This window comes from Micromonospora sp. R77 (genome assembly GCF_022747945.1).
In the GTDB taxonomy this organism is placed as follows: Bacteria; Actinomycetota; Actinomycetes; order Mycobacteriales; family Micromonosporaceae; genus Micromonospora.
Genome location: NZ_JALDST010000001.1, coordinates 1,152,673 through 1,167,956, shown reverse-complemented (window position 1 = coordinate 1,167,956; position 15,284 = coordinate 1,152,673). Strand labels below are relative to the sequence as shown.

The following is a 15,284-nucleotide window of genomic DNA, read 5'->3' as shown; positions in this document are numbered from 1 at the left end:
CCGTCCCGCCGGGAAGGATCTCCTCAGTCGATCTTTCGAGGGGGAACCGGAATGGGTACGGAGCAGGTCGTGGCGGTGTTCGGCGCGTACGGACACACCGGGCGGTTCGTGGTGTCGGAGTTGCGCGAGCGCGGATTCGTCCCGCTGCTCCTCGGTCGCGACGTGGAGCGGCTCCGGGCGCTGGCGACGGCGCAGCCGGGGCTCGACCACCGGGTCGCGTCGGTCGACGATCCGGCCTCGCTCGACCGGGCACTGAGGGAAGCGGCGGGGGTCGTCAACTGTGCCGGCCCGTTCGCCTCGACCGCCGCCCCCGTGATCGAGGCCGCGCTGCGGGCCGGCATCCCGTACGTCGACGTGGCGGCCGAGATCGAGGCCAACGTCGACACCTTCCGGCGCTTCACCGACCGCGCCCGGAGCGCCGGCATCGCGGTCGTCCCGGCGATGGCGTTCTTCGGCGGACTCGGCGACCTGCTGGTCACCACGGCGATGGGCGACTGGACGACGGCCGACGAGGCGCACGTGGCGTACGGTCTGAGCAGCTGGCACCCGACGGGCGGGACCCTCGCCTCCGGCACCGTCTCGCGCGAGCGGCGCGACGGCCGACGGGTCCGCTACACCGGTGGTCGGCTGGACTACCACCTCGGGGAGGGCGAGCTGCCCCGCCTGGAGTGGGACTTTCCCGCTCCGCTGGGCACCCGGACCGTCCTCGGCGACTTCACGATGGCCGATGTCGTCACCGTCCCCAGCCACCTGGCCATCCCCGAGGTACGCACGTACATGACGGTCGACGCGGCCGAGGACCTGGCCGCGCCGGGCACCCCCGCGCCGGTCGCGGTCGACGGGCGCGGCCGATCCGCGCAGACGTTCACCGTCGACGTCGTCGTACGCGCCGGTGACACCCGCCGCCGCGTCGTCGCCAGCGGCCGGGACATCTACGCCATCAGCGCGCCGCTGGCGGTCGAAGCGGTGCAGCGCATTCTCGCCGGTCGGACGAGGACGACCGGTGTCGCCTCCGCCGGCCAGATCTTCGACGCGCCCGACTTCCTCCGCGCGCTCTCCGGACACCTCTCGGTCGCACCGCACCACGCGGATCCGCTCCCGCTGGAGGCGGGGACCGGCCAACTGAGCGGGTAGGTCAGCGGCGGCGGCGGGCGTCGGCCTCGGCGTCGAGCATGTCGTTCAGCGCCAGCGCCGTGTTGATCAGCGACAGGTGGCTGAACGCCTGGGGATAGTTGCCGATCTGCTCGCCGGTGGCCGCGATCTCCTCGGCGTAGAGGCCGAGATGGTTGCTGAAGGTGAACATCTTCTCGAAGGTGAGTCGGGCGTCGTCGAGGCGACCGGAGCGGGCCAGCGCCTCGACGTACCAGAAGGTGCACATGTTGAAGGTGCCCTCGTGGCCGGGGAGGCCGTCGGGGGAGTGCACCGGGTCGTACCGGTGGACCAGGCTGTCGGAGACCAGCTCCCGCTCGATCGCGTCCAGGGTGGCGAGCCAGAGCGGGTCCGTCGGGGTGACGAAGCCGACCGACGGCATGGCCAGCAGCGCGGCGTCGAGCACGTTCTCGTCGTACGCCTGCACGAAGGTGCCGCGGCCCCGGTGGTAGCCGCGGGCCATGACCTGGTTGTAGATCTGGTTGCGCTGCGCGATCCAGCGGCTGATGTCACCGGGGCGGCCGGTCCGGGAGGCGAGCCGGACGGCCCGGTCCAGCGCCACCCAGGACATCACCCGGCCGAAGGTGTAGTTGCGCGGGTGGTGGCGGCTCTCCCAGATGCCGGCGTCGGGCCGGTCCCAGTGCTCGCACAGCCAGTCGACCAGCCGCACGGTGCTGCGCCACACCTGGTGGGAGACGCGGATGCCCTGCTCGTCGGCGAGGTGCATGGCATAGAGCGCCTCGCCGTGGATGTCGAGCTGGAGCTGGTCGGCGGCCCCGTTGCCGATCCGCACCGGGGCCGAGCCGTGGTAACCCTCCAGGTGCTCCAGGATCTCCTCGTGCAGGTCCGACGAGCCGTCCACCCGGTACATGATCTTCAGGGGGTCCTGCTGGTCGCCGGCCTCCCGGATCCGCTCGTCGAGCCACTCCATGTAGCGGCTGACCTCCTCGGTGAAGCCGAGGCCGAGCAGCGCGTGCACGGAGAAGGACGTGTCGCGGATCCAGGTGTAGCGGTAGTCCCAGTTCCGGGTGCCGCCGATCAGCTCCGGGAGCGAGGCGGTCGGCGCGGCGATCATGGCGCCGGTCGGGGCGTACGTCATCAGCTTCAACGTGATGGCGGAGCGCTCCACCATCTCCCGCCACCGGCCCGTGTACCGGGACCGGTCGACCCAGCGCCGCCAGTAGTCCCGGGTCCACTCGAACATCCCCTGCACCTCTTCGGGCGGGACGATCCGGGGCTCGGCCTCGGCGGTGGTCTCCAGCACCACGCCGCCGGTGTCACCCTCGTTCAGGGTGGCGTACCCGATCAGGTCGCCGTCGCGCAGTTGGATGTCGCCGGAGTCGATCAGGCGGCGTACCGGGGCGACCGGGTTGAAGGTGAACGACGCCGTGGTGCCCCGGAAGACGTACCCGTTGCGGTGGCGCTCCAGTTCGTGCCGCTCCCGCCCGTAGTCGAAGCGGGGCCGGCACTCCAGCCGGAAGCGCATGGTGCCCCGGACCATGGTCACCATGCGGACCAGGCGGTGCACCTCGGTGGCCCGCTCGCCGGTCACCGGCATGAAGTCCACCACCTCGGCGACCCCGTCGGCGCTGATGAACCGGGTGATCAGGATCGGGGTGCCGGGCAGGTAGAGCTGCTTGGTGACGTGCGGGACGTCGTCCGGCGCGATGCGGAAGTAGCCGCCCCGTTCGGCGTCCAGCAGCGCGGCGAAGATGCTGGGCGAGTCGAAGCGCGGCGCGCAGAACCAGTCGATGGTCCCGTCGCAGGTCACCAGGGCGGCGGTCTGGAGGTCACCGATGAGTCCGTGGTCCTCGATCGCCGGATAGGTGTTCACGTCGGACCCCCGGTCTCGGCTGCCTCCCTGCGCAGTAACTTTAGGGAATAAATGTCGGGTTAGTGAGGCTTTTGCGGTCAGCGCCTCGATCACCCACCCCGGAGTGACCTTCCCCACCCCGGGTGCGAGCCGGGTGCACAGCGGCGGACCAGCGGTCCTTACCCGACGGTAAGGTGGTGGCGCGAAGTCGCTCCCCGACCGGGGTGCGGCTTCGTAGTGCTTCGCGGGATCCGCGGAGCCCAGCCGGACCGGCGTTCTCCGGGCCAACCGCCCCGGGACGGCTGCACCCCCTTCGCCCGACCGGCACGCCGGCCGGGCCAACCCGGAACGGAGTGAGCCACGCCATGAGCGTGACTACGCAGGATCCTGCTGCCCCGGTCGACCCGGCGGAACCCGAGCGCGGTCGCCTCGACCGCTACTTCGAGATCACCCGGCGGGGCTCGACCGTCCGGCGAGAGGTCCTCGCCGGCCTCACCACCTTCGCCACGATGGCGTACATCGTCGTGCTCAACCCGCTCATCATCGGCACCGCCCCCGACGCCGACGGCAAGCTGCTCGGCATCGCGCCCGTCGCCGGGGTGACCGCCCTGGTCGCCGCCGTGATGACGATCATGATGGGCGTCGTCGGCCGGGTGCCGTTCGCCGTCGCGACCGGACTCGGCCTCAACGCGTTCGTCGCGTACGCCGTCGCGTCCCAGATGAGCTGGGCCGAGGCGATGGGCCTGGTGGTGATCGAGGGTCTGATCATCACCGTGCTGGTGCTCACCGGCTTCCGGAAGGCCGTCTTCCGCGCCATCCCCGCCGAGCTCAAGGCCGCCATCGCCGCCGGTATCGGCCTGTTCATCGCGCTGATCGGCTTCGTCGACGGCGGCCTGGTCCGCCGGGTGCCGGATGCCGCCGGTACGACCGTCCCCGTGCAGCTCGGTGCCGACGGCACCCTGCGCGGCTGGACCACCGTCGTGTTCCTGGTCGGCCTGCTGGTCACCGGCATCCTGGTGGCCCGCAAGGTGAAGGCCGGCATCCTCATCGGCATCGTCGCCACCACCGTGGTCGCCGTGATCGTCAACGCACTGGCCAAGCCCGGCCCGGCGTTCGTGGACGGCAAGCCCAACCCGACCGGCTGGCAGCTCAACGTGCCGACCCTGCCGGACCCGCTGGTGAAGGCGCCCGACCTGCACCTGCTGGGCAACGTGTCGTTCAGCGCGTTCGCGCACGTCGGCGTGATGACCGCGCTGCTGCTGGTGTTCACCCTGGTCCTCGCCGACTTCTTCGACGTGATGGGGACGACCGTCGGGCTGGCCAAGCAGGCCGGCCTGGCCACCGAGGACGGCACCGACATGCCCCGGCTGGGCAAGGTGCTCTTCGTCGACGGCGTCGCCGCGGTCGCCGGTGGTGCCGGCAGCGCCTCCTCGGCCACCACGTACGTCGAGTCGTCGTCGGGCATCGCGGACGGTGGGCGTACCGGCCTGACCAGCGTGGTGACCGGTCTGCTCTTCCTCGGCGCGCTGCTACTCACCCCGCTGGTGTCGCTGGTGCCCAGCGAGGCCGCCGGCCCGGCGCTGGTGGTCGTGGGCGCGCTGATGATCCGCCAGGTGAAGGACATCGACTTCACCGACGTGGGCGTGGCGGTCCCGGCGTTCCTCACCATGACGCTCATGCCGTTCACCTACTCGATCACCAACGGCATCGGCGCCGGCTTCGTCAGCTGGGTGGCGATCCGGGTGGCGCAGGGCAAGGCCCGGCAGATCCACCCGCTGATGTGGGCGGTCGCCGTGGCCTTCGTCGTCTACTTCGGCATCAACCTGGTCAAGGCCGTCACCGGCGTCAGCTGACCGGCTCCGCCGCGCCCCCGCACGCCTCGTCGGCCCGAGGCGGCGGGGGCGCGGCATATCCGGATCATGGGTTAGAGTGCCGAGGCGCGGACACGCGACCGTCGTGGGCGCAGGGGAGTGAGGCCATGGATCGCCATGAGCTTCTCCTGCCATGCCCTTTTCCGGGTCGCGCACGCTGACTGACGCGACCCGGGTCGCTCCACGACCTTGGAGATCGCGTTGTCCTTTCCTGACCTGACCACCGACCGTCTCGTCCTGCGGCACTGGCCGACGGAGGAGGCTGCCGCCGTCGTCGCCGGTGAGCGCCGCCCGCACTGGGCGGCCGACTATCCCGCCGAGGGCGACCGCATGATCGCCGGGCTGATCAGCCGGCACCCCGAGACGCCCCACGGACACTTCCTGATGATCGAACGGGAGACCGGCCTGACGGTGGGCGCCATCGGGCTGAAGTTGCCGACCACCGACGGGTCGGTCGAGTTCGGCTACGGCGTCGTGCCGTCCCGGCGCTGTCGGGGCTACACCACCGAGGCCGTCCGCGCTCTCGTCGGGTACGCCCGCACCCTGCCCGGGGTGACGGAGGTGTTCGCCACCGTGGACCCGGCCAACGCGCCGTCCGTCCGGGTGCTGGAGAAGGCCGGCCTGCGCCGGGACGGCAGCGTGACCTCGGACGAGGGGACGCTGTACCGGTACGTGGCCGGCTAGCCCCGCCGCCGGGTGCGTTCGTGGTCGTCCGGCCACGAACGCACCCGCTGCGCCGTTGTACGGACATGAGCTACGCGAACGTCAACGGCCTACGCCTCTGGTACGAGGTGCACGGCGCGGGCCGCCCGCTGGTGCTGCTGCACGGCGGCTACGGGTCGACGGAGATGTTCGCCCCGGTCCTGCCCGCGCTGACCGCCCGGCGGCAGGTCGTCGCGCTCGACCTGCAGGGGCACGGCCGGACCGCCGACGTGGACCGGCCGCTGCGCTACGAGTCGATGGCCGAGGACGTCGCCGCCCTGCTGCGGCACCTGGGCCTGCCCGAGGTGGACCTGCTGGGCTACTCGCTGGGCGGTGGCGTCGCGCTGCGTACCGCGATCCGGCATCCGGAGCTGCTGCGCCGGCTGGTGCTGGTCTCCACCCCCTGCCGGCGGGGCGGCTGGTATCCGGAGGTGCTGGCCGCGATGGCGGCCCAGGACGAACGGGCCGCCGAGCGGATGCGGGGCACCCCGCCGTACGAGCTGTACACCCGGGTCGCGCCGCGCCCGCAGGACTGGCCCCGGCTCTGGGCGAAGACCGGTGAGCTGCTGCGCCGCGACTACGACTGGTCGGCGCAGGTCGCCGCCCTGACCGTGCCGACGATGCTGGTCTTCGCCGACGCCGACTCCATCCCCGTCGGCCACATGGCGGAGTTCTTCGAGCTGCTCCGCGCCGGGCACCGGGACGGCACCGACCGGCCGACCGCACGGCTGGCCGTCCTGCCGGGACTGACCCATTACGACGTCGTCGGCTCGCCGGCGCTGCCCGCGGCCGTCCTGCCGTTCCTCACCCACCAGGTCCGGCCGCCCGGGTGACCGGTCCAGCGGTGCCGTCCGCACCGCCGGGCAGACCGGTCACCGCCCGGCCGCGGCGTAGCTCAGGAGCAGGACCCCGTTGGCCAGGGGCCGGGAGTCGACCAGGGCGAGGCGGTGCGGGTCGAAGCCCCGGGTGACGAGCGGGATGCCGCTGCCGGCGACGATCGGGTTCAGCTTGACCACCAGCTCGTCCACCTCGGGCAGGAGTTGGCCGGCGAGCTCGCCACCGCCGCAGAGCCAGATGTCCGCACCGGGTCGCTGCTTCAGCTCGCGTACCAGGGCGGTCGGGTCGCCGGCGACGATCTCGACGCCGGGGTCGTCCGACGGCGGCAGGGAACGGGAGAAGACGTACTGCTTGAGGTGGGCGTAGGGGCTGGTGACGCCGATCGCGAGGGCCGGCTCGTAGGTGCCGCGTCCCATCAGGACGGTGTCGAACCGGCCCTGCGGCGCGTCGAGGCCGAGGTGCCGATGGGCGGCGGTGGGGAGGGTCTGGGGCCATTCGGCGACCAGGTGGGGGTCCGGCGCCAGCGGGAAGAAGTCGAACGACCCGTCGGGGGCGGCGATGAAGCCGTCGAGGGTGCTGGCGACGAAGTAGACGAGCTTGCGCAAACCTGCTCCGATGTCCGGGAGTAACCACGACGGCTGTCGTGGTCGAGGGACAATCTACAACACCTGTCGTGGTTATTGCTAGGGTGTTCGGGTGGCCAGGAACCCGGAACGACGTACCCTGCTCGCCGACGCCGGGCTGCGGGTGCTCGCCGCCGCCGGCGCGCGCGGGCTGACCCACCGCGCCGTCGACGCGGAGGCGGGCCTGCCGACCGGCACGGCCTCCAACTACTTCCCGTCCCGGGCCGCGCTGCTCGCCGGCCTCGCCGAACGGATCTTCGACCGACTGGCGCCGGACCCGGCGGTGCTGGCCCGGCTGGGCGCGCGCCAGCCGTCGTTGGCGCTGGTCACCGACTACCTGCGGGACATCGTCGAGCGGACCACCCGGGAGCCCGACCTCACCCGGGCGCTGTTCGAGCTGCGGCTGGAAGGGTCCCGCCGGCCCGAGCTGCGCCGGGCCCTCGGCGACGTGCTCCGCCGGGGATACGCCGACGACGTCGCCTTCCACGTCGCGGCCGGGCTGCCCGGCGGCGCCTTCGAGGTCGCCCTGCTGCACTACGCCGTCGACGGCCTGCTGCTGGACCTGCTCACCACCTCCGTCGACGCCGGGTTCGACCCCGACCAGGTGGTCTCCGCCCTGGTGTCCCGACTGGTCGGTACGGCCAGCGGCTGACCCGGGCCCAGGTATGTCCACCGGTCCAGCGGGAAACCGCGGCGGAGGCGACCCGGGAGGAGCACGGATGAGGGACGGCGCCGGACTGACCATCGGGGTGCTCGGCTCGTACGGCGGTCGCAACCTGGGCGACGAGGCGATCCTCAGCGGTCTCCTCGCCGACCTGCGGCAGCAGGAGCCGAGGGCCCGGATCATCGTCTTCTCCCGGAACCCCGCGCACACCGCGCTGGCCCACCCGGACGTGGAGGCGGTGCCCTGGGAGGGCGTCAGCCGGGCCGACTCGTCGGTGGTGCTGGCGGAACTGGACCTGCTGATCCTCGGCGGAGGGGGCATCCTCTACGACCGGGAGGCGCGGCGTTACCTGCGGGTGGTCCGGGTCGCGCAGGAGCGCGGGCTGCCCCTGCTGACGTACGCGGTGGGGGTGGGGCCGCTCAGCGACGGCGTGGACAGCGGCATGGTGCGGGAGACCCTCGCCGAGGCCACCGAGGTCACCGTCCGGGACCAGGAGTCCCGGATGGTGCTGGAGGAGGCCGGGCTGGTGAACCCGATCACCGTCACCGCCGACCCGGCGTTCCTGTTGGAGCCCGAGGACTTCCCGGAGAGCTGGCTGCGGGAGGAGGGCGTGCCGGCCGGCACGCGGCTGGTCGGGCTGAGCGTCCGGGAACCGGGCCGGGCCGCCGAGCGCCTCGACGTGGACGGCTACCACCGGCTGCTCGCCCAGATCAGCGACTTCCTGGTGCACCGGATCGACGCGTACGTGCTCTTCGTGCCGATGGAACGCGACGACATCCGGCACTCGCACGGCGTGATGTCGCACATGGTCGCCGCCGAGCGGGGGCGGATCCTGCACGGCGACTATTCGCCCCGGCAGGTGCTGGGGCTGATGCGGCACTTCGACCTGGCGGTCGGCATGCGACTGCACTTCCTGATCTTCGCCGCCATGCAGGGCACGCCGTTCCTGCCGCTGCCGTACGCCGGGAAGGTCTTCGACCTGGCCCAGCGGCTCGGCGTGCCGGCGCTGCGTGGCGTGGAGCGGGAGGTGGAGGGCCCGCTGCTGGCCGAGGTGGACCGGCTGTGGGACGAGCGGGAGTCGCGGGCGGAGGCCACCGCCCGGCGGGTGGCCGAGGTCTGCGAGCAGGCCCGGGGCACCTCGCAGGTGACCCGGGGCGTGCTGGAGAGCATCCGCTCGCGGGTCATGTCCCCGGCGTGAGCCCGCTCAGACCGCCGGGCCCCGCCAGGTGTAGATCCACGGCTGGCCGCGCCCGTCGTCGGACTCCAGCTCGTAGATCTGCGCCTCGGCCAGCCCCTGCTCGCCGAGGTGGTGGTGGGTCAGCGGCGGACGGCCGTTGCTGTCCAGCTCGACGGTGACGGTCTCACCGTCGGCCTCGCCGCCCACCAGGGGAATCTGTGCCGTGGATGCCATGCGCCCATCCTGCCCCGGGTCCGGCGGGTGCGCAGCGGATAGCGGGGCAGCGGCGGGCCGCCGCCGTGGTTACGGTGGTCCGATGGCGGACATCAAGATCGATCCCACCCTCGGCCCGGTCCGCGCCCGCACGGGCGACGAGCGAGCGGTCCTGGAGTCGTTCCTCGACTTCCACCGGGGCATCGTGCTGCGGAAGGTGCGGGGGCTGGCGCACGCCGACGCGAGCCGCCGCCTGGTGCCGTCCCTGACCACCCTCGCCGGCCTGCTCAAACACCTGACCCTGGTGGAGGGCAACTGGTTCCCCCGGCTCTTCACGCCCGGACCGGGCGAGGTCCACGTCACCGCCGAGGAGGGCAGCACGGGCGGCTTCACCCTCGACGAGGGGGAGACGGTCGACGGGCTGGCCACGGCGTACGAGGCCGCCTGCGTGCGGTCGCGGGAGGTGGCGGCCCGGTTCGACCTCGACCACGTGGTGCCGCACCCGCTGCTCGGTGAGGTGTCGCTGCGCTGGGTGCTGGTCCACATGATCGAGGAGACCGCCCGGCACGCCGGGCACGCCGACATCCTCCGCGAGCTCACCGACGGCGAGACCGGGGCGATCTGACGGGTGCCCGGCGCCGGCTCACGGCCGGGGCAGCAGGCCGGGCGGATACTCCATGCCGTCGTGGGTGATCGCGGCGGCGGCGACCCGCGCGGCGTAGCCGACCGCGTCGGGCAGCGCGTCGCCGCGCCGACGGGCGGCCACCACCCCGGCGACGAAGGCGTCCCCCGCGCCGTTGGTGTCCCGCACCGGGGCGGGCGGGACGGCGGCGGGCACCGCCAGCGACGGGGCGTCCGGGGCGTACAGGACGGCACCGGCCTCGCCGCCGGTCACCAGCACGGTGCGCGGCGCCAGCCCGGCGGCGAGCGCGGCGGCCCGGTCGCCGAGCCGTACGCCGCTGACGAAGACCAGGTCGGCGGCCTCGGCGAAGGGCCGGTGATAGGGGTTGTCGCCGTCCCAGTCGTGCAGGTCGGTGGAGAGGGTCACCCCGGCGGGGAGCGCGGCGCGCACCTGCGGCAGGACGTCGCGCGCCCAGTCCATGATCGAGACATGGACGTGGGCCGCCTCCCCGACCAGCGCGGCCAGCTCGGCCGCCGGGAACGGCGCCGGCCCTGCCAGGGGCGCGGGTCGTACAGCGACATCCGCCGCCCGTCCGGGTCGACCAGGTTCACCGAGCGTCGGGTGCCCGCCGGGGCGTCGACCAGCACCGCGTGCACCGACGTCCGGGCCAGCGCCGTCCGCACCACGGCACCGGCCGGATCGGCGCCCAGCACGTCGACCAGCGCCACCCGCAGCCCCAGCGCGTGCGCCGCCAGGGCCACCCCGGCACCGGTGTTGCCGATCCGCAGGTCGATCGGGGGGACGGGGAGCGAGTCGACGGCCGGCAGCGGGAGCCCGGGCACCTGGGCGCGGATGTCCACGCCGAGCCCGCCGAGCACGAGAAGATCGAACATGGCGCCGACGGTAGCCCGCCGACGCCGCCTATCCTGGGGCGGGCGTCGACGAGGGGGAGCGTGTGCTGGTCATCCACGGGGTGTGGCTGTCCGGTGTCGGGCTCGCCGTCTGGGCCGAGGAGAGCGCGCTGCCGTCCCGGGCGCCGCGCCGGCCCGGCCGCGCGCCCGCGCGAGCGCCCCCACCCGTTCGCCGCCGACCACGCCACCCTGGCCGCCGTCGTCGGCGACCTGCCGGCCGAGGCGACCACCGTCCCGCTCACCCTGCCCACCCGGGCCGGCTCGCCGCTGGACTCACCGGAGCTGGTCCGGACCGCCGTCGCGGAACTCGGTGCGCGGCCCGGTCACCCTCGCCGGTTGGCGCGTCCCCACCCTGGTGTACGCCCCGGACGCCGCGCTCGCCCTGCTCCGGGCCCTCGACGACCGCCCGCCGTGCCCGGGGCCACCCTGCGCCACCTGGCCGGGATCGCCGACTTCGCCGCCGACCTGGTCGGCCGGGGCCGCCTCCTGCCGGCCGTCGCCGATCCCGCCGTCGCCGGCTGGCCGGGAAGGTGACCGCGCGGGCCGTCTGGCGGCCCCTGCTGACCGGCACGGACGCCGGCTGGGCCCGCGCTCTCGCCGTCGCCCTGCCCCCGGCCGCCCGCGCGGCTACCCCGCGCGACGCGCCCGAGGTGGACGGGCCCGGCCCGCTGGTCGCCGACGCGCTGGACGCGCTGACCGACGCCGCCGCCCGGGCCGCGCTCGGCGGGACCGTCCTGACCCGGGGAATGCGACCGGGCGGTGCGGTGCCGGCCTGGCTGGGGGCGCTGACCGGTGAGCGGCGCGAGTTCGCCACCGACCCGGCCGCGCTGGAGGTGCTGCGTACCGAGCTGGAACAGTGGCAGCGGGACGCCGTCGGTGGCGCCTGTACGGGCCGGCTTCCGGCTGGTCGAGCCGGATCCCGACGAGATCGACGAGCCGTTGCTGGTGGTGCCCGCCGATCCCACCGCCGTGGTGGCACCGGGCGGCCGGTGGCGGGTGGAGTTCGGCCTGCACCCGGCCGACGAACCGGGGCTGCTGGTCGACGCGGCCCAGGTGTGGCGGGCCCCCGGCACGCTGGACGCGCTCGCGGTGGACGCCCCGCAGGAGACCCTGCTGGCCGAGCTGGGCCGGGCCAGCCGGCTCTGGCCGGAGCTGGACGACGCGCTGCGTACCGCCACGCCGGAGGGGATGGAGCTGGACCCGGAGGGGGCGCACCGGTTCCTCCGCGAGGGCGCGCCGGTGCTGCACGCGGCCGGTTTCGGGGTGCTGCTGCCGTCCTGGTGGCGGCGTCCCTCGTCGCGGCTGGGGGCGCGGCTGCGGGCGCGCAGCCGGACCGCGCCGGGGACCGTCGCCGCCACGAGCGCGCTCGGCCTGGACGCCCTGGTCGACTACCGCTGGGAGGTGGCCCTCGGCGACCAGCCGCTGACCGCCGAGGAACTGGCCGCCCTGGCCGAGGTGAAGTCCCCGCTGGTCCGGCTGCGCGGGCGCTGGGTCGAGCTGGACCCGAAGCGGCTCGCCGCCGGCCTGCGGCTGCTCCGCTCGGCCGGCGAGTTCACCGTGGCCGACCTGCTCCGGCTGGGGCTGGCCGGCGGCGACCGGCCGGACGAGCTGCCGGTGCTGGAGGTGACCGCCGACGGGGCGCTCGGTGAGCTGCTCGCCGGGGAGGCGGAACGGCGGCTCACCCCGGCCGACCCGCCGCCGGGGTTCCACGGGACGCTGCGGCCGTACCAGCGGCGGGGGCTGGCGTGGCTGGCGTTCCTCCAGTCGCTCGGGCTGGGCGGCGTGCTCGCCGACGACATGGGGCTGGGCAAGACGGTGCAGCTGCTGGCCCTGCTCGCCGGGGACCCGCCCGAGGCGGGACCGACCCTGCTGGTCTGCCCGATGTCGCTGGTCGGCAACTGGCAGCGGGAGGCGGCGAAGTTCGCCCCCGGGTTGCGCGTACACGTGCACCACGGGGCCGAGCGGGCGCGCGGCGCGGAGTTCGCGGCGGCCGTGCACGCCGCGGACCTGGTCCTCACCACCTATTCGGTGGCCGCCCGCGACGCCGTCGCGCTGGCCGGGATCGACTGGCACCGGGTGGTGGTGGACGAGGCCCAGGCGATCAAGAACGCCTCCACCCGGCAGGCCGAGGCGGTCCGGTCGCTGCCCGCGCGGCACCGGGTCGCGGTCACCGGTACGCCGGTGGAGAACCGGCTCGCCGACCTCTGGTCGATCATGCAGTTCGCCAACCCGGGGCTGCTCGGCCCGGCCGCCGCCTTCCGGAAGGCCTACGCCGAGCCGATCGAGCGGCACGGCGACGAGGAGGTGGCCGCGCGGCTGCGCCGGATCACCGGGCCGTTCGTGCTGCGCCGGCTCAAGACCGACGCGTCGATCATCTCCGACCTGCCGGAGAAGCTGGAGATGGAGGTGCTGTGCAACCTCACCGCCGAGCAGGCCGCCCTCTACCGGGCCGTGGTCGACGACATGATGGCCAGGATCGAGTCCAGTGACGGGATCGAGCGCCGGGGGCTGGTGCTGGCCACCATGACCCGGCTCAAGCAGGTCTGCAACCACCCGGCGCAGCTGCTGCGCGACGGCTCGGCGCTGCCCGGCCGGTCCGGCAAGCTGGAACGGCTGGAGGAGATCGTCGACGAGGTGCTCGCCGCGGGCGAGAAGGCCCTGCTCTTCACCCAGTACGCCGAGTTCGGCGGGATGCTGCGCGGGCACCTGTCGGCCCGGGTCGGCCGGGAGGTGCTCTATCTGCACGGCGGGGTGGGCAAGGCCGACCGGGACGCCATGGTGACCCGGTTCCAGTCCCCGGACGGCCCGCCGCTCTTCGTCCTGTCGCTCAAGGCCGGCGGTACCGGGCTCACCCTCACCGCCGCCAACCACGTGGTGCACGTGGACCGGTGGTGGAACCCGGCCGTCGAGGACCAGGCCACCGACCGGGCGTTCCGGATCGGCCAGCGCCGGCGGGTGCAGGTCCGCAAGTTCGTCTGCGCGGGCACCGTCGAGGAGAAGGTGGCCGCGATGATCGCCGACAAGCGCAGCCTGGCGTCCCGGGTGGTGGGCAGCGGCGAGCAGTGGGTCACCGAGCTGTCCACCGGGGCGCTGCGGGAGCTGTTCGCGCTGGAGTCCGGGGCGGTGGTGGAGTGAGCAGCCCCTTCGCGGAGTACGGCCCGCCCCGCCGCGTCGAGGGCGGGCTGAAGGCGCGCAGCACCCGGGGCGCGATCGGCCGGTCGTGGTGGTCGCGGCGGTTCCTGGAGGTGCTGGAGTCGTTCGCGCTGGGCACCCGGCTCACCCGGGGCCGGGCGTACGCGCGCCGGGGCCAGGTGCTGCGGCTGGAGGTGACGCCGGGGCTGGTCACCGCGGCGGTGCAGGGCTCCCGGCCCGAGCCGTACCGGGTGCGGATCGGGTTGCCGGCGTTCCCGCCCGAGGTCTGGGACCGGATCGAGGCGGAACTGGCCGGCCAGGCGTTCTTCAGCGCCCGGCTGCTCGCCGGTGACCTCCCGCCCGAGCTGGAGCAGGTGTTCGCCCACGCCGGTGCCCCGCTCTTCCCGGCCGGCGTGGCCGAGCTGACGCAGGACTGCTCCTGCCCCGACTTCGCGGTCCCGTGCAAGCACCTGGCGGCCAGCTTCTACCTGCTCGCCGAGGCGTTCGACGCCGACCCGTTCCGGTTGCTGCACTGGCGGGGCCGCAGCCGGGCCGAACTGCTGGACCGGCTGCGTACGCTGCGCACCCCCGAGGCGTCGGACGACCGGCCGGCCGTCGTCGGGCCGGCACCGTCCACGCCGGAGCTCCCGGCGGCCGGCGCGGCCCGGGCGCTCGGCGCGCTGCCCGCGCCCGACCCGGCCGACGCGGTGGACCGGTTCTGGCTGCCCCGGTGCCGCTGCCCGACCGGCCGCCGACCCTGGCCACCGGTGCGGAGCTGCTGTTGCGCCAGCTCGCCCCGCCGGGGGCGGCCATCGGCGGTCCCGGCCTGGTCGAGCGGCTGCGCCGGGCATACCGGGAGTTCGGCCCGTCCGAGCCGGACGGGTCATAGCCAGCGCCGCCGGAACCGCCACATGAGTCCGGCGTTGGCCACCAGCACCACGGCGCAGACGGCACCGGCCAGCCGGCCGGCCAGCACGGTCATCGCCGGCAGCGAGGCCCACAGCACGATGGTCAACAGCATCAGGTAGCGGCCACGACGGGCCCGGGCGCGCTGGTCGAGCCGGGCGAAGAACTGCGGGTCGCTCTCCCGCAGCTGACGGGTGATCTGCTCGAACCTGCGCTGATCCTCTTTGCTGAGCATGGCGGTGCCTTCCCCTCACGGCTTCAGCGGTTCGGCGGCATACCCGCAACGGGGGGCGGTCACGCGCTCCTGCTGGTGCTACTTTCGCGGTGCCGGGGGCCGGCGGGGCGGATCGGATCTTCCGCCCGGGCGGGCACAGGGCAGGCTTATCCCCGCCTTAAGTTTCCCTGTGGCAATGAACGGCCGCGCCAGCGCCGCATCGCCCCCAAACGTTACGCCCCGGCCGTGCGACGCCGCGTCGTCCCTGCTCCGGACGTCGGGGACCGGACCGGGGCGGACCAGTCACCGGGGACCGGCCCTGAGCACCGTCTTAAGTGCCCTCGCGGGCGTCGTCGGCGCGCCTTGAGACCCGTCCGGCCCATGGCTACTTTCCCGTAACAACTCCTCCGCAACAGTCGCCGCCGCTGCTGGCCCTTCCCCCGGTCGCAG

General features: G+C 74.0%; 13 protein-coding genes and 2 pseudogenes. 9 read left to right on the top strand and 6 right to left on the bottom strand.

The window, feature by feature from the left end; genetic code table 11:
* Positions 1-51: 51 nt before the first annotated feature.
* Positions 52-1,134 (top strand): trans-acting enoyl reductase family protein, encoded by a 1,083-nt coding sequence (locus MRQ36_RS05150; protein ID WP_242793270.1) that lies wholly within the window; start codon positions 52-54, stop codon positions 1,132-1,134.
* Position 1,135: 1 nt separating this feature from the next.
* Here the strand turns inward: MRQ36_RS05150 and MRQ36_RS05145 are convergent, their stop codons facing one another.
* The gene (locus MRQ36_RS05145) at positions 1,136-2,983 is read right to left on the bottom strand and encodes a glycoside hydrolase family 15 protein (protein ID WP_242793268.1); all 1,848 of its coding nucleotides are present in this window, start codon (positions 2,981-2,983) and stop codon (positions 1,136-1,138) included.
* A gap of 344 nt (positions 2,984-3,327) precedes the next feature.
* Between MRQ36_RS05145 and MRQ36_RS05140 the strand changes: the two genes are divergently transcribed.
* The 3 genes from MRQ36_RS05140 to MRQ36_RS05130 all read left to right on the top strand — a co-directional run bounded on the left by MRQ36_RS05140 (position 3,328) and on the right by MRQ36_RS05130 (position 6,368).
* Positions 3,328-4,815, top strand: a complete 1,488-nt coding sequence (locus MRQ36_RS05140) for an NCS2 family permease (RefSeq protein WP_242793266.1) — start codon at positions 3,328-3,330, stop codon at positions 4,813-4,815.
* A gap of 219 nt (positions 4,816-5,034) precedes the next feature.
* Positions 5,035-5,517, top strand: coding sequence for a GNAT family N-acetyltransferase (locus MRQ36_RS05135; RefSeq protein WP_242793263.1), 483 nt, complete (start codon positions 5,035-5,037; stop codon positions 5,515-5,517).
* 65 nt (positions 5,518-5,582) lie between these two features.
* Positions 5,583-6,368, top strand: a complete 786-nt coding sequence (locus tag MRQ36_RS05130) for an alpha/beta fold hydrolase (RefSeq protein WP_242793261.1) — start codon at positions 5,583-5,585, stop codon at positions 6,366-6,368.
* A gap of 39 nt (positions 6,369-6,407) precedes the next feature.
* On the opposite strand, the gene MRQ36_RS05125 is transcribed toward MRQ36_RS05130, so the two are convergent.
* Positions 6,408-6,977: a dihydrofolate reductase family protein gene (locus MRQ36_RS05125; RefSeq protein WP_242793259.1), complete on the bottom strand. Its 570-nt coding sequence runs from the start codon at positions 6,975-6,977 to the stop codon at positions 6,408-6,410.
* A gap of 91 nt (positions 6,978-7,068) precedes the next feature.
* On the opposite strand from MRQ36_RS05125, the gene MRQ36_RS05120 reads away from it, so the two are divergent.
* Together MRQ36_RS05120 and MRQ36_RS05115 are read left to right on the top strand one after the other, a co-directional pair.
* On the top strand, positions 7,069-7,647 hold the full coding sequence (locus tag MRQ36_RS05120; RefSeq protein ID WP_242793257.1) for a TetR/AcrR family transcriptional regulator: 579 nt from the start codon (positions 7,069-7,071) through the stop codon (positions 7,645-7,647).
* A 67-nt stretch (positions 7,648-7,714) separates the two neighbouring features.
* Positions 7,715-8,857, top strand: coding sequence for a polysaccharide pyruvyl transferase family protein (locus MRQ36_RS05115; RefSeq protein ID WP_242793255.1), 1,143 nt, complete (start codon positions 7,715-7,717; stop codon positions 8,855-8,857).
* A gap of 6 nt (positions 8,858-8,863) precedes the next feature.
* Here MRQ36_RS05115 and MRQ36_RS05110 read toward each other — a convergent pair whose 3' ends face one another.
* Positions 8,864-9,070, bottom strand: a complete 207-nt coding sequence (locus MRQ36_RS05110; RefSeq protein WP_242793253.1) for a hypothetical protein — start codon at positions 9,068-9,070, stop codon at positions 8,864-8,866.
* A gap of 82 nt (positions 9,071-9,152) precedes the next feature.
* On the opposite strand from MRQ36_RS05110, the gene MRQ36_RS05105 reads away from it, so the two are divergent.
* Complete coding sequence (locus MRQ36_RS05105; protein WP_242793251.1) at positions 9,153-9,674, top strand: DinB family protein; 522 nt, start codon at positions 9,153-9,155, stop codon at positions 9,672-9,674.
* An 18-nt stretch (positions 9,675-9,692) separates the two neighbouring features.
* Here MRQ36_RS05105 and MRQ36_RS05100 read toward each other — a convergent pair whose 3' ends face one another.
* Positions 9,693-10,121 (bottom strand): PfkB family carbohydrate kinase, encoded by a 429-nt coding sequence (locus tag MRQ36_RS05100; protein ID WP_242793249.1) that lies wholly within the window; start codon positions 10,119-10,121, stop codon positions 9,693-9,695.
* The gene (locus MRQ36_RS05095; protein ID WP_242793246.1) at positions 10,094-10,564 is read right to left on the bottom strand and encodes a hypothetical protein; all 471 of its coding nucleotides are present in this window, start codon (positions 10,562-10,564) and stop codon (positions 10,094-10,096) included. The genes MRQ36_RS05100 and MRQ36_RS05095 overlap by 28 nt, the downstream gene beginning before the upstream one ends.
* Positions 10,565-10,626: 62 nt before the next feature.
* On the opposite strand from MRQ36_RS05095, the pseudogene MRQ36_RS05090 reads away from it, so the two are divergent.
* Together MRQ36_RS05090 and MRQ36_RS05085 are read left to right on the top strand one after the other, a co-directional pair.
* Positions 10,627-13,717 (top strand): annotated as a pseudogene (locus MRQ36_RS05090) (SNF2-related protein).
* Positions 13,714-14,603 (top strand): annotated as a pseudogene (locus MRQ36_RS05085) (SWIM zinc finger family protein). Before MRQ36_RS05090 ends, MRQ36_RS05085 begins: the two co-directional pseudogenes overlap by 4 nt.
* Here MRQ36_RS05085 and MRQ36_RS05080 read toward each other — a convergent pair.
* Positions 14,598-14,855, bottom strand: coding sequence for a DUF3040 domain-containing protein (locus MRQ36_RS05080; protein WP_242793245.1), 258 nt, complete (start codon positions 14,853-14,855; stop codon positions 14,598-14,600). The pseudogene MRQ36_RS05085 and the gene MRQ36_RS05080 overlap by 6 nt on opposite strands.
* Positions 14,856-15,284 lie beyond the last annotated feature (429 nt).